The 14,484-nt window shown below is 57.8% G+C and carries 13 protein-coding genes; 4 read left to right on the top strand and 9 right to left on the bottom strand.

Going from position 1 to position 14,484, the window contains the following annotated elements:
• Positions 1-84: 84 nt before the first annotated feature.
• From ACLIBF_RS04645 to ACLIBF_RS04620, 6 genes are read right to left on the bottom strand one after another with little or no spacing between them, the layout of a single operon-like run.
• Positions 85-942, bottom strand: coding sequence for a phosphogluconate dehydrogenase C-terminal domain-containing protein (locus ACLIBF_RS04645; RefSeq protein ID WP_122983626.1), 858 nt, complete (start codon positions 940-942; stop codon positions 85-87).
• A gap of 2 nt (positions 943-944) precedes the next feature.
• Positions 945-1,754 carry a sugar phosphate isomerase/epimerase family protein gene (locus tag ACLIBF_RS04640; protein WP_279810353.1) on the bottom strand — a complete coding sequence of 270 codons (810 nt, stop codon included), beginning with the start codon at positions 1,752-1,754 and terminating at the stop codon, positions 945-947.
• Positions 1,751-2,530, bottom strand: a complete 780-nt coding sequence (locus ACLIBF_RS04635; protein ID WP_279810352.1) for a triose-phosphate isomerase family protein — start codon at positions 2,528-2,530, stop codon at positions 1,751-1,753. The genes ACLIBF_RS04640 and ACLIBF_RS04635 overlap by 4 nt, the downstream gene beginning before the upstream one ends.
• 2 nt (positions 2,531-2,532) lie before the next feature.
• Complete coding sequence (locus tag ACLIBF_RS04630) at positions 2,533-4,278, bottom strand: dihydroxyacetone kinase family protein (RefSeq protein ID WP_279810351.1); 1,746 nt, start codon at positions 4,276-4,278, stop codon at positions 2,533-2,535.
• Positions 4,275-5,597: an MFS transporter gene (locus ACLIBF_RS04625; RefSeq protein ID WP_236566406.1), complete on the bottom strand. Its 1,323-nt coding sequence runs from the start codon at positions 5,595-5,597 to the stop codon at positions 4,275-4,277. Before ACLIBF_RS04625 ends, ACLIBF_RS04630 begins: the two co-directional genes overlap by 4 nt.
• The gene (locus ACLIBF_RS04620) at positions 5,566-5,994 is read right to left on the bottom strand and encodes a hypothetical protein (protein ID WP_279810350.1); all 429 of its coding nucleotides are present in this window, start codon (positions 5,992-5,994) and stop codon (positions 5,566-5,568) included. The genes ACLIBF_RS04625 and ACLIBF_RS04620 overlap by 32 nt, the downstream gene beginning before the upstream one ends.
• 54 nt (positions 5,995-6,048) lie before the next feature.
• Between ACLIBF_RS04620 and rpiB the strand changes: the two genes are divergently transcribed.
• Together rpiB and tal are read left to right on the top strand one after the other, a co-directional pair.
• Positions 6,049-6,507 (top strand): ribose 5-phosphate isomerase B, encoded by a 459-nt coding sequence (gene rpiB, locus ACLIBF_RS04615; protein WP_031375748.1) that lies wholly within the window; start codon positions 6,049-6,051, stop codon positions 6,505-6,507.
• 142 nt (positions 6,508-6,649) lie between these two features.
• Complete coding sequence (gene tal / locus ACLIBF_RS04610) at positions 6,650-7,600, top strand: transaldolase (RefSeq protein WP_069728860.1); 951 nt, start codon at positions 6,650-6,652, stop codon at positions 7,598-7,600.
• Positions 7,601-7,631: 31 nt separating this feature from the next.
• On the opposite strand, the gene trhA is transcribed toward tal, so the two are convergent.
• A complete protein-coding gene (trhA, locus tag ACLIBF_RS04605; protein ID WP_279810349.1) occupies positions 7,632-8,285 on the bottom strand; it encodes a PAQR family membrane homeostasis protein TrhA in 654 nt (217 codons plus the stop codon).
• Between the two features lie 168 nt (positions 8,286-8,453).
• On the opposite strand from trhA, the gene ACLIBF_RS04600 reads away from it, so the two are divergent.
• Both ACLIBF_RS04600 and ACLIBF_RS04595 read left to right on the top strand, forming a co-directional pair.
• A complete protein-coding gene (locus ACLIBF_RS04600; protein WP_031375751.1) occupies positions 8,454-9,173 on the top strand; it encodes a MurR/RpiR family transcriptional regulator in 720 nt (239 codons plus the stop codon).
• Positions 9,174-9,288: 115 nt separating this feature from the next.
• On the top strand, positions 9,289-10,728 hold the full coding sequence (locus ACLIBF_RS04595; protein ID WP_046289228.1) for a 6-phospho-beta-glucosidase: 1,440 nt from the start codon (positions 9,289-9,291) through the stop codon (positions 10,726-10,728).
• A 38-nt stretch (positions 10,729-10,766) separates the two neighbouring features.
• Here ACLIBF_RS04595 and ACLIBF_RS04590 read toward each other — a convergent pair whose 3' ends face one another.
• Together ACLIBF_RS04590 and gcvP are read right to left on the bottom strand one after the other, a co-directional pair.
• The gene (locus ACLIBF_RS04590; protein WP_046289229.1) at positions 10,767-11,510 is read right to left on the bottom strand and encodes an SDR family oxidoreductase; all 744 of its coding nucleotides are present in this window, start codon (positions 11,508-11,510) and stop codon (positions 10,767-10,769) included.
• A gap of 75 nt (positions 11,511-11,585) precedes the next feature.
• Entirely contained in the window at positions 11,586-14,459 is a 2,874-nt protein-coding gene (gene gcvP / locus ACLIBF_RS04585) for an aminomethyl-transferring glycine dehydrogenase (RefSeq protein ID WP_279810348.1), read from the bottom strand.
• Positions 14,460-14,484 lie beyond the last annotated feature (25 nt).

The raw sequence follows: 14,484 nt of genomic DNA, 5'->3' as shown, positions 1-14,484 counted from the left end.
AGGCGTTTCAGGAGGGAATTTATACCATTGATACGGCTCACCTCGCCAGGCATTGACGCGGCGAGCCGCTAGCAGTGTCACAGATTAGCGACGAATCGCGTCGATTTTCAGCATGCGGGCAATCACGATATCCAGCTCTTTCTGCTCGAAAATCTGCTTCCAGTCAGGCTTCACAATCTTCTCGCGTCCATACTCCATGGCGATCATGCAGGCATCAGAGAACGGATTGGTGGCGCGGAACGCCACCGCCAGCGCAATCTGGATATGCCCGTAGAGCATTGCCTTTGCGGCCTCTTCCGGTACGCCACTGTGCTTAACCGTTTCGTCCAGCGCCTCTTTCATAAAGGCCCCGACCATGCAGGCAACGGTCTCCACCAGCGTCGGCTCAAGGTAGGCCAGCTGCGTTACGGTCACCCAGTGCACCTGCTCCACCGGACCATACATCACGCGGATAACCTTGCTGAGTTCGTCGCGCTGCGCCTCACTGCCCGCTTCCCAGGCGGCGGCCACATGCTGAATAGCTGCAATTCCGCCAAACGCGTCGGCGTGCTCTTCTTTGGTGTAGCGCTCAAGGAAAACGGACGGGTGACACGGATGCGCCACCGCATAGTCGATATCGTCACGCTGGAAGATCAGGTTGGCATAAGCGGCCGCCGGATCGAGCGTTAACAGTACCGCGCCTGGCTTCATCTGCGGCACGACCGCTTCAGAGACCTTACCCAGCACGATGTCCGGCACCGCCAGAATGACGACGTCGCTTAACGGCACCACCGAATCGGCATCTGAAAGCTCACGGCCCTGTTGAGTAACCTGCTGCTGTGCAGCGGGTGAATTCTCGCAGTAAAAGACCTGGTAATCGCTTTTCTGGAAGTTGGCTGAAATGCGCATGCCCATTTTGCCGCCGGCGCCAATCACAGTAAGGGTTTTCAGTTGATTCATTATTATTACTCCCGATTTTGTTTACTACGTAAGAATTCCACGCTGCGCGCTGTCCACTCCGCCTCACGCTGACAGGTGGTAGCGGCGTCCTCCTGCCATGGCAACCAGTGTTCAATAATCTGGTTAATGCCCCTTTCGGCCGGGCGCACGCTGGCGATCATCTGGTCATAATCCAGTAAGCCTTCGCCCATCGGGCAACCGGCATAGGTAAAGCCAACCCAGCCGTCACGCCGGGTAAAGGCAAAGTCTTTGATGTGAAGATTGCCGACACGTGCCGCAGTCTGCGCGATAACCTGTTCAGGTAACTCCAGCCCGGCGACGCAGTTGGCCGGATCGAGACAGACCGCCAGCCACGGCGATGAAAAGCGGTTAATCACTGACATCAGGTCAGCGGTTTTGACCTGCTCGTAGGTTTCAAGACATAGGCGCACCTGCTGACGTGCGTAGTCCGGCAGCACGCTGGCGATCAGCTGTGCCGCTTGCTCCAGCGACGGTCGATGGCTGGCGGTATAGAACATGGAGCGCACCACCTGCGCGCCGAGCAGCTGTGCCAGCTGCAGATAGCGTTGCAGATGGGCGGTATCCAGCCCGCGAGTCCCCAGCTCCAGCGTGATGCCCAGCGCATCAGCCCGCTGACGCAACCGTTGCAGGTCAGCATCCGACCAGCTCTCAATCGCCGGATAATCACAAATCTGGAACAGCGACAAATCCAGCGCGGCGGTCTGCTCCAGCATCTGCTCCAGCGTCAGCGGCTGCGGGACCCGCTCTGACATGCGCCAGAAAAAGGCATAGGTGCTGAGTCCGATCTGGCTCATGAGTGACGCTCCGCCAGCAGCGCGCTGGCCTCATCGATAATCTGCGCCAGCGCGGCAGGATCATGGGCAAAGCGGCCGAGGAACAGGCCGTCAACCGCGCCGCCAAGGCGCTGAATCAAGCCCGGGCCGGCGCTGCCGCCGTAGATCACCTGCAGGGTAATACCCGCAGGCGACGGCAGCTCGCGTAGCCCTTCACAGACCGCGCGGATGTAGTGATCCGGAGCCGGTTGCGGTGCGCCAATCGCCCACTGTGGTTCCCAGGCGAAAAATAGCGTACCGGTCAGCCCCTGCTGCTGCGCCAGCGACAGCGCCTCGGCCAGCTGCTGCTGACACAGGGCGATCGCCTGTGACGGCTCACCCTGTTGCGTTTCACCGATGCACAACACCGGGGTCAGGCCGTGGCGGAGCGACATCGCCACCTTGGCGGCAATCTGCGCGGCATCTTCATGGAAATGGCGGCGGCGTTCGGCGTGACCAATCTCAGCCAGGCTGCAGCCGAGTTCCTGCAACATGCTGGCACTGACTTCGCCGGTCCAGGCACCGTTTTCGGCCTGGCAAACATCCTGGCCGCCAACGCGCACCGGGGTATTGGCAAAAATAGCGGCAACCGCCGGAATCGCCGGATAGGCAGGCAGGACGAACAGCCCGATATCGCCACGCTGAATCGCCGGATGTCGACGCGCCAGCGCGGCGACTTCGTGGCACCAGTCGAGAGTTTGCTGGTAGCTGAAGTACATTTTCAGGCTGACACCCAGCCACAGAGCAGGTTGTGTCATGCTCAGACTCCCTGCCCGGCGGTCGCGTGATCTTTCAACAAATCAGCCACCGTATTAACAATCATTGCCAGCGAAATGGCGCCTGCATCGGGCGTACCGAGACTTTTTTCGGCCAGCGGACGGGCGCGACCCATTTTAGGCAGCAGTTGTGCCGTGGCCTGCGCCGCCTGGTCAGCCACGCGCGCAGCTTCGTGCCAGGCGTCCGTCAGCGAGGCACCGCGTGCGACGGCCGCATTCAGGCTGTCGCTGAACGGCACCAGCACATCAACCATGGTCTTGTCGCCGACCCGCGCTTTACCAAAGTGCTGAATTCCTTCCTGCGCCTGTCGTATGCCTCTGGCGATTCGCGCAGCGTCCGGCGACTGATTATCACCGATAGCGGTTCCGATGGCGGTCAGCGCTACGCCCCACAGTGCGCCAGAGGTGCCGCCCGCTTTGTCTGCCCAGGCATCCGCAGCACGGCATAACAGCGTGCCGGCACCGGCGCCCCGGGCTGCGACCTGACGCGCCTTTTCCACCGCGCCCAACACGCCGCGTTCCATGCCGATGCCGTGATCGCCATCGCCGGCGACCGCATCAATATCTCCCAGTTTTTCGGCGTTGCGTTGCAGCATCGTGGCCACCGCCTCCAGCAGTTGCAGCATCTGTTGTGCGCTCTGCTGTGAGGCGGCGCTGGCGACAGGCAGACTCTCTTCCGCCTGCACCTGCGTGGCCTCCTGACCCAGCGGTTCGGCAACGATAACGCTGCCTTTGCGATAGGCCGGCGCATTCGCCGGGGCGCGCCAGAAGGTTTCCAGCTCATCATCCAGCCACATCAAGGTCAGTGAGGCACCGGCCATATTGAAGCTGGTGACGAATTCACCGACGTCCGGCTCGACGATCTGCAGCCGCGCCGCCTCAAGCAGTTGCGCCACCCGCCGGTAGACCACAAACAGCTCTTCATATTTCACCGTGCCGAGACCGTTAAGAATTACCGCCACCCGCTGTCCCGCCGACTGGCTGACGCCCGGCGGCAGTTCGCTGAGCAGCCGGCTGACAAAGATGTCAGCCATCTCATCGGCGGTTGGCACCTCCGTCTCTTTGATGCCCGGTTCGCCATGAATCCCCAGGCCCAGCGCCATCCGCCCTTTTTCAACTTCAAACAGCGGATGTGATGCGCCGGGTAAGGTACAGCCAGAAAATGCCACGCCAAATGAACGGGTGCGGTTATTGGCATGCTGCGCCACCCGCAGCACCTCCGGCAGCGCATAGCCTGCTTCTGCGGCGGCACAGGCGACTTTGAATACCGTCAGATCCCCCGCCACCCCGCGCCGCTTTTCAATCTCGTCGATGCCGGCGCTGGAAATGTCGTCGGTGACCGCCAGAATGTCGCACGGAATACCCTCGCCGCGCAGACGCTCACAGGCCTGACCGAAATGCAGCACGTCACCGGCGTAGTTGCCGAACATCAGTAATACGCCGCCGCCATTGTTTGCCGCGCGGGCCACATTATAAATTTGCTGCGCCGACGGCGAGGCGAACAGGTTGCCCATTGCCGCGCCGTGCGCCAGACCCTGCCCAACCAACCCGGCGAACGCCGGATAGTGGCCGGAGCCACCGCCGACCACCACCGCCACGCTGCCCGGCTGGCTGCGGGTGTTGCGTACCACTCCGCCAGGCACCTGACGCACTTTATCGGCATTGGCGGCCACAAAGCCTTCAATCAGTTCAGCCGCGAAGGCTGAAGGTTGGTTAAACAGGTAAGTCATGGTAATTGCTCCTGTGCTAAAGAGGTCGGTTCCTGCTGGCGACTGCGATTCAGCAACAGCATCAGCACCGCTGACAGCAGCATAAATCCGCCCACCACAAACATCGGTACGGTGTAGCTGCTGGTTGCATCGTGCAGCGCGCCAGTGATATAGCCCGCCGAGAAGCCTGCGACATTGCCCAGCGTATTGATCAGGGCGATAGCGGCCGCGGCAGAGGCACCGGTCAGAAACTGCGTCGGTAAGGTCCAGAAATTGGGTAAGGCGGCAAAGATCGAGCTGGCGGTAATCGCAATCACCATGATGGTGGTGAACGGTGAGTCCATGAACAGCGCCAGCGGCACGCTGATACCACCGGTCACCGCCGGGATAGCGATATGCCAGGTTTTGCAGCCACGACGTGAGGCGTCACGGGACCAGAAGAACATCACGACCGCCGCAATCAGATAAGGGACGCCGGTGATCAACCCTTTCTGCATCACATTGAAGGTGGTGCCGAACTGCTGCTGGAAGCCGCCGATGATGGTCGGCAGGAAGAAAGCCAGCGCGTACAGGCCATAGATAAAACCGAAGTAGATCAGACACAGCATCCAGACCCGACCATTACCCAGAATGCTGCGGACGCCCTGGTGTCCGGTGTGCTGCTTGGCCTGATGCTCAGCATCCAGCTCACGGGTCAGCCAGTTTTTCTCATCCGCCGTCAGCCATTTCGCCTGCCGCGGTGAATCCACCAGCCAGAACAGCGCCACAATGCCGATCAAAATCGCCGGAATCGAGACGCCGAGGAACATCACGCGCCAGCCAGCCAGTCCAAACAGGCCATGCTGTTCAATGAAGGACGCTGCCAGCGGTGCGCCAAATACCACGGTCAGCGGCTGCGCCAGGTAAAAAAGTGACAGAATTTTGCTGCGATGGCGCGCCGGTACCCACATGCTGAGATAGAGGATTGCGCCCGGGAAAAAGCCCGCCTCGGCGATGCCCAGCAGCAGGCGCAGGGTATAGAGCCCATTAATGCTGCTGACCCAGGTGAACAGCAGCGACACGATGCCCCAGCTGATCATGATGCGCGCCAGCCATCTGCGGGCACCAAAGCGATGCAGGGCCAGGTTGCTCGGCACTTCCAGCAGGATATAGCCGATGAAAAAGATGCCGGAGGCGAGGCCGAACTGTACGGCAGTCAGGCCGAGGTCCTGCGTCATGCCATTCGGCCCGGCGAACGAAATTGCCGTACGGTCGAGGAAGTTGATAAAAAACATCAGGGCGACGAACGGCACCAGTCGCCAGGAGATCTTACGAATCGCGGATTGCTCCACTGCGGTCATTGTGGTTTGGGTCACGACGCACCTCCGGTCCGGGCGCGATGAAAGAGAGTGTCAGGTGTTGGCAACGCACGCGGTGCATTGTCGAAGCAGGTGCAAAAAACAGAGCCTGGGTAATCCATGTGCGAGTCCTCGATGGGTCTTCTTGTACATTGGTATCACTACGCGAACAAATGAACAGTACACGTATAATTGAGCAGCTCTCAACTGCAACAATGAGATCTGTGATCCTCTTCAAACGAATTAAATCTGGTGCACTTTTCAGATAAAACGCCGAAAGCGCCGCGCTGTGCGGCGTGAAGGCCGCCTTTGCCTGCGCTTCACGGTCGAATTTCCTTTCTAAGCAAATGAAATAGACTTGAACATATGAACAGAAGTGTGTCAGGCTGATGCTGAACATTTTTGCGCCTGCTGTTGCATGGCGGGCTGAGCGGGTAACTTGCTGGAGAAGACGATGAAAACGATCGCGATTGGCGCCGATGATGCGGCGATTGAGCTGAAAAACCTGATTAAACGTCATCTGGAAGAGAAGCAGTACGAAGTGGTGGATTACAGCAATGACGCCCGTAATGACCGGCCGATGTATCCGGATGTGGCGTTTGCGCTGGCAACCGCTATCCAGCAGGGGAAATATGAGCGTGGAATTCTGCTGTGCGGCACCGGAATCGGGGTGGCGATTGTCGCCAACAAAGTCCCCGGCGTCCGTGCGGCCCAGTGCCACGACACCTTCTCTGCTGAGCGCGCCCGTAAAAGTAACAATGCCCAGGTGATGACGATGGGCGCACGCGTGGTCGGGCCGGAGCTGGCGAAAAGTATCGTCAACGCCTGGCTGGCGTCAGAATTTGAAGCCGGCGGCTCGAGCGCTAAAGTCGATAAAATTGAGTACTACGAGCAGGCCAGCCTGAATAAGTAAGCCGCCTTTGCTGTGCGGGCGAAGTCAGTCACCTCAGGGCTTCGCCCGATCCCCCTTACCGACACCACCAGAAATGCGACGCTGCTTTCGCAGGGAAAAGTGTGCCCGCCATGGCGCTGCAGACCTGATTATGGAGTGAAAAATGAACCCCTTAGAGGCGTTGAAACAGTACACCACCGTGGTCGCCGACAGCGGCGATATCGAGGCGATACGTCGCTATCATCCGCAGGATGCCACCACTAATCCGTCACTGATTCTGAAAGCGGCGACCCTGAGCCGCTACCAGCCACTGATTGAAGAGGCGGTGAATTACGCCAGAACACAGGGCGGCAGTAAACAGACGCAGATCATCAATGCCTGCGATCGGGTGGCGGTCAATCTGGGCGTGGAGATCCTGAAAAGCGTGCCGGGCCGGGTTTCGACCGAGGTCGATGCGCGGCTCTCATTTGACCGCGGCATGTGCGTCACCCGGGCTGAAAAGCTGGTGCGGATGTATGAACAGCAAGGCGTCGACCGCTCACGTATTCTGATTAAGCTGGCATCAACCTGGGAAGGGATCCGCGCGGCTGAAACGCTGGAGCGCAACGGCATTCAGTGCAACCTGACGCTGCTGTTTTCCTTCGCTCAGGCGCAGGCCTGTGCCGAAGCGGGGGTGTTCCTGATTTCGCCGTTTGTCGGACGCATCTCTGACTGGCATCACAGCCGCAATCCGCAGGCGGAATACACAGCGCAGCACGATCCGGGCGTGGTATCGGTTCGCAATATTTACCACTACTACAAATCTCACCGCTATCAGACGGTGATTATGGGGGCCAGCTTTCGTAAAACCGAACAGATCCTGGCCCTGGCCGGTTGCGATCGGCTGACCATCTCGCCTGAGCTGCTGCAGAGCCTGGAAAACAGTAATTTGCCGGTGACGCGCCAGCTGACGCCTTCGACTGCGGTGTCGAATCCGCCCTCGCCTCTGACGGAAGCGCAATTTCGCTGGCTGCATAATCAGGACGCGATGGCGGTCGATAAGCTGGCAGAAGGCATCCGCCAGTTCGCACTCGATCAGCAAAAGCTGGAAGATATGCTCGCGTCACAGCTCTGATCGCGGCCAGGCGGAGGATCGCTCCGCCTGGCTATCCGACATAAAAGTAAATCGCGCAGAAGTGACAGACACAGCCGCCCAGTACAAACCCGTGCCAGATAGCATGATTGAATGGAATGCGGCGCGCGACGTAGAAAATGACCCCAAGCGAATAGATGATGCCGCCGATTGCCAGCAGCCAGATACCGCCGGGTGCCAGCGTCATCGCCAGCTGATACACCACGATCAGCGACAGCCAACCCATGCAGAGATAGGTTACCAGCGACAGCACTTTAAAGCGGTGCGCAATGGTCAGCTTAAAGATGATGCCGGCCAGTGCCAGGCTCCAGATCACCACCATCAGACCGTAGGCCAGCGGCGACCTCAGGCCCACCAGCAGGAAAGGCGTATAGGTGCCGGCAATCAACAGGTAGATAGCGCAGTGGTCCAGCTTTTTCAGCCAGGGTCTGGCCCGTCCGTTGGGAATGGCGTGATAGAGCGTTGAGGCCAGGAACAGCAAAATCATGCTGCCGCCGTACAGGCTGTAGCTGGTGATCGCCATGGCATCTGCGCCCGTCTCCCTCGCCTGGTTAAGCATTAATACCAGTGCGACAACGCCAAACAGACAGCCCAGCCCATGACTGATGCTATTGGCAATTTCCTCGGTCAGTGAGTAGCCCGTTGAGGGTAAACGCGTGGTGGTCATAAGGTGTCCTGAAAGTGAAGCGATACAAAAAAAACCTTATCCAGAGTAGCCAACATCGGTTTCGGTGTACACATGTACGCTGAAATTAATCTGTGAAACCTTGTAACGGTCAAACCAGCCGATGAATCTGGTAAACTGCGGGCTGGTCAACTGTACAATGAGCCACCCATGTTTTCGCACCGCGATCTCGCCCGCCTTAACGACCTGGAAATGCAGGTTTATCAGTTCATCATCAAACATCGTGAACGTGTCAGCTATATGACCATTCGCGAGCTGGCCGAGCAGGCCGCGGTCTCCACCACTACCGTGCTGCGATTTTGCCGCAAGATGCACTGTGAAGGCTGGTCGGAATTCCGTATCCGGCTACGGTTAACCGAGCAGCAGACTGCGCCGCAGGTTAATACCGCCAGCGTCAATGAGATGCTGAGTTTTTTTAAAAGTATTAATAACCCGGAGTTCGAGCAGATCATTGCCCAGGCGGCGCAAAAGATTAATCGGGCGGAGCGGGTATTTTTTATTGGCGTCGGTACCTCAGGCAGCCTGGCAAAATATGGCGCCCGTTTCTTTTCCAATTTGGGTAAATTCAGCCACGCGATTGACGATCCCTATTATCCGGTCAGCCCTGATCTGTATGAAAATGCGATTGCGATTATTTTATCCGTCTCCGGCGAGACCGAAGAGATCCTGCGCATTGCCAGCCAGTTCAGCCTCAACAAGTGCAAAATCATTGCCATCACTAACACCGAGAGCTGCTCGCTGGCGAAAATGAGTGATTTCAGCCTCTGCTATCACGTCCCGATTATTCGGATGGCTGATAATTCAGACATTACGACGCAGGTGCCGGTCACCTATATTATTGAAGCGATTGGCCGCCAACTGGGTAAATAAAACAGCCTGTTTTTCTGATGTAACAGATCACATTACTGGCGCGCTGTTATATCGTGACTTTCATTATTGCCTTGCTAAACTCATTCCAATTTCAATATCCGTAATGGGGTGAAGCATGAGTGCAGAATTGCAGTTACCAAAAGGGTTTCTTTGGGGCGGAGCGGTGGCAGCGCATCAGGTTGAAGGCGGCTGGGATCAGGGCGGCAAAGGCGTCAGCATCGCTGATGTGCTGACCGGCGGTTCACACGGCGTCGATCGGGTCATTACCGACGGTGTCCAGCCCGGCAATTTCTATCCTAACCATCAGGCCGTTGAGTTCTACTCACACTATAAACAGGATGTCGCGCTGTTTGCCGAAATGGGCTTCAAATGCTTCCGCACCTCAATTGCCTGGACCCGCATCTTCCCGAATGGCGACGAGCAACAGCCAAACGAGGCTGGCCTGCAATTCTACGACGATCTGTTTGATGAACTGCTGAAGTACGGCATTGAACCGGTCATCACCCTCTCCCACTTCGAAATGCCCTATCACCTGGTGAAACAGTACGGCGGCTGGCACAACCGCAAAGTGGTCGATTTCTTTGTGCGTTTCAGCGAAGTAGTGCTGAATCGCTATAAAAACAAAGTGAAATACTGGATGACCTTTAACGAGATCAATAACCAGCGCAACTGGCAATATCCGCTGTTTGGTTACTGCTGCTCTGGGGTGATCTTTACCGAGCATGAGAAGCCTGAGCAGGCGATGTATCAGGTAATGCACCACCAGTTTGTCGCCAGCGCTAAGGTCGTCAAACTCGGTCATGCTATTAATCCTGACTTCCGGATTGGCTGTATGATCGCCATGGTGCCGGTCTACCCATTCTCCTGTCATCCTGATGATGTGGTGCTGGCGCAGGAAGCGATGCATCAGCGTTACGTGTTCAGTGATGTGCAGATGCGCGGCTACTATCCGACCTACACGCTGAAAGAGTGGGCGCGTAAAGGCTATGAGATCCAGATGGAAGCGGAGGACGCCGACACGCTGCGTGAAGGCTGTGCGGACTACGTCGGTTTCAGCTATTACATGAGTAATGCCGTGAAGACTGATGCCAGCGGCGTGGACGATCCGATCACCGGTTTCGAAGGCGTGGTAAAAAATCCACACGTTAAAGCGTCAGACTGGGGCTGGCAGATTGACCCGGTCGGCCTGCGTTACGCGCTTAACGAGCTGTATGAGCGTTATCAGAAACCGCTGTTTATCGTAGAAAACGGTTTTGGCGCAATCGACAAGCCAAACGCCGCGGGCGTGATTGAAGATGATTACCGTATCGATTATCTGCGCGCCCACATCGAAGAGATGAAAAAGGCGGTGACGCACGACGGCGTGGAATTAATGGGCTATACGCCGTGGGGCTGCCTGGATTGCGTCTCCTTTACCACCGGCCAGTACGATAAGCGTTACGGCTTTATTCACGTCAATAAAAACGACGACGGCAGCGGCGATTTCTCCCGTTCGAAGAAGAAAAGCTTTAACTGGTATCAGCAGGTCATCGCCAGCAACGGCGAAAACCTGTAACGGATGACGCCGCGGCTGAAAAGCGGCGGCGCTGTCGGTTAGCGTCCGCCGGCGGCATCAATGATGCTGCCGGTGACATAAGAGGCCGCCTCGCTGGCCAGCCAGACGATCGCTTCTGCCACCTCCTCTGCCTGCCCGCCGCGGCCCATCGGGATTACACTGGCGAGGCGATCAACCCGGCCTGCTTCACCCCCGTCGGCATGCATCTCGGTATAAATGAATCCCGGACGAACCCCATTTACCCGAATCCCCTGCTGCGCGACTTCCAGCGATAACCCTTTGGTCAGCGTATCCATCGCCCCTTTAGAGGCGGCGTAATCGACGTACTCTCCCGGTGCGCCAAGCCGTGAGGCGGCTGACGAGACGTTAACAATCGCGCCGCCCTGACCGCCGTGATGGGTGCCCATACGTTTTACTGCTTCGCGGCTGCAGAGAAAGGTGCCGATGACGTTAGTGGCAAACACTTTGTGCAGGCGTGCTGCATCCAGCTGCTCGACCCGGCACTGCTGAAACAGAATCCCGGCGTTATTGACCAGCAGCGTCAGCGGCGCTGGCTGTTGATCGAGCTGCGCAAACATCGCCATCACCTGGGCTTCATCAGCAATATCTGCCTGCAGCGCAAAGGCCTCGCCGCCCTGCTGCTGAATCTCTGTCACCACCTGCTGTGCTTCTGCCTCGCGCTGGCGATAATTGACCGCCACCCGATAGCCTCTGGCCGCCAGTAATAACGCCGTGGCGCGTCCGATACCGCGGCTGCCGCCGGTAACCAGTGCTAATTTCATTTCGCCTCCAGATAAAAAAGGGCCGACGAATCGGCCCTGCTCAGATTTGCTTAGCGGCTATGCGATTGGCGTGAGTTACTGATAGTCGCTCATTGGTACGCAGGAGCAGAACAGATTGCGGTCACCAAACACATCATCCAGACGTTTTACCGTCGGCCAGTATTTGTTGTGGCTGCCCGCCGGGAAAACCGCCAGCTCACGGCTGTAAGGATGCGTCCACTCGCTGACGATTTCCAGTTGGGTATGCGGCGCATTCACCAGTGGGTTGTCTTCCAGCGGCCATTCGCCCGCCGCGACCCGGTCGATCTCCATACGAATAGAGAGCATCGCATCAATAAAGCGGTCCAGCTCGATTTTGCTTTCCGATTCGGTCGGCTCCACCATCAGCGTGCCCGCGACCGGGAACGACATGGTTGGCGCATGGAAACCGTAGTCGATCAGGCGTTTGGCAATATCCAGTTCGCTGATGCCGGTCTGCTCTTTCAGTGGCCGGATATCAAGAATACATTCGTGCGCCACCCGACCATCACGGCCGGTATAGAGCACCGGATAGGCGGACTGCAAACGACTGGCAATATAGTTGGCATTCAGGATCGCGACTGAACTGGCCTGCTTCAGCCCTTCTGCTCCCATCATGCGGATGTACATCCAGCTGATCGGCAGAATAGAGGCGCTGCCAAACGGGGCCGCTGACACCGCTCCCTGCTGGGTTAATACGCTATCGATCTGCACCACGCTATGGCCCGGAACAAACGGTGCCAGATGCGCTTTTACGCCAATCGGCCCCATTCCCGGTCCGCCGCCGCCGTGCGGGATACAGAAGGTTTTATGCAGGTTAAGGTGCGAGACATCCGCGCCAATATAGCCTGGCGTGGTGATACCGACCTGGGCATTCATGTTTGCGCCGTCGAGATAAACCTGACCGCCGTACTGATGCACAATCTGGCAGACTTCGCGGATGGTCTCTTCATAAACGCCGTGCGTTGACGGATAGGTCACCATGATGCAGGAGAGTTTATCGCCCGCCTGTGCCGCTTTCTCACGCAGATCGCCGAGGTCGATGTTGCCCTGTTTGTCACAGGCCACCACTACCACATCCATGCCGGCCATCTGGGCCGACGCCGGATTGGTGCCGTGCGCCGAGCTGGGGATCAGGCAGAGGTGACGGTCGCCCTGATTGCGGCTTTCATGATAACGACGAATTGCCAGCAGACCGGCATATTCGCCCTGTGCACCAGAGTTCGGCTGCATGCAAAGCGCATCGTAACCGGTGAGCTGCACCAGCCACTGTGACAGCTGACCGATCATCTGCAGATAACCGCTGGCCTGTTCTGCCGGGCAGAACGGGTGCAGTTCGGCAAATTCCGGCCAGGTAATCGGGATCATTTCTGCCGCGGCGTTGAGCTTCATGGTGCAGGAGCCCAGAGGGATCATCGCTTGATTCAGCGCCAGATCCTTTTTCTCCAGGCTGTGCATGTAGCGCATCATCTCTGTTTCACTGTGATGACGGTTGAACACCGGATGGGTCAGAATATCGCTGTGGCGCTGCAAACCGGCTGGAATCGACTGGCTCTCCAGTGCGACTTCGCTGTCGAGCTTATCCAGATCCAGGCCGTGCGCATCGCCCAGCAGAATGGCGAACAGCGCCAGAATATCTTCACGACGGGTGGTTTCATCCAGCGTGATGCCAACAGCATGGTGAATATCGCTTCGCAGGTTGACGCCAAAGCTCTGAGCGCGGTTCAGGACCGCCGCTTTGTCTGTTACTTCAACCGTCAGCGTATCGAACCAGTGCTGATGACGCAGCGTCAGGCCGCCTTGTTGCAAGCCCGCCGCCAGAATGTTGGTAAAACGATGAATACGTGAGGCAATGCGTTTCAGTCCGGCCGGACCGTGGAATACCGCATACAGGCCAGCGATATTCGCCAGCAGCACCTGTGAGGTACAGATGTTGGAGTTGGCCTTTTCACGACGGATATGCTGTTCACGGGTCTGCATCGCCATGCGCAGCGCGGTATTACCGGCGGCATCGCGGGAGACGCCGATGATGCGCCCCGGCATTGAACGTTTATGCTCATCGCGGCTGGCGAAGAAGGCCGCATGAGGGCCACCGTACCCCATCGGCACGCCGAAGCGTTGTGCCGAGCCAAAGACAATATCGGCACCCTGCTTGCCTGGCGCTTCCAGCAGGACCAGCGACATGAAATCCGCTGCGACGCTGACCACCACTTTGCGGGCTTTCAGTCCGGCAATCAGCGCGCTGTAATCGTGCGCTTCACCGGTGGTGCCAACCTGTTGCAGCAGCACGCCAAACAGATCGTCATGATCCTGCGCTTTTTCAGCCCGATCGATAATCAGTTCAAAGCCAAAAGTTTCGGCACGGGTCCGCACCACATCCAGCGTTTGCGGATGAATATCATCGGCAATAAAGAATTTGTTGGCATTTTTCAGCTTGCTGACGCGTCTGGCCATCGCCATCGCTTCTGCCGCAGCGGTCGCTTCGTCCAGCAGCGAGGCCGAGGCGATATCCATGCCGGTCAGATCGAGGGTCACCTGCTGGAAGTTTAACAACGCCTCCAGTCGTCCCTGCGAAACTTCCGGCTGATACGGAGTATACGCGGTGTACCAGCCTGGGTTTTCCAGCATATTGCGCAGGATAACCGGTGGGGTGATCACCGCGCTATATCCCATCCCGATCCAGGATTTGTAACGCAGATTCTGGCTGGCAATCGCTTTCAGTTCAGCCAGCGCCTGTTGTTCCGTCGCCGCTTCACCCACGGCTGGCGGGCCGGGCAACTGAATGTCGGCCGGGACAATCGTGCCGATTAACGCCTCCAGCGAGGGGGCGCCAATCGCCTCAAGCATCATCGCTTGCTGCTCGGGTGAAGGACCGATATGGCGCTCAATGAATGCACCGTTGTGTTCAAGCTGGCTGAGAGTCTGAGTCATTAGCAGTAAATCCTGAATCGGGCTG

This window comes from Pantoea sp. PGP6, assembly GCF_053474785.1.
This window is presented reverse-complemented; position numbering and strand designations above follow the sequence as displayed.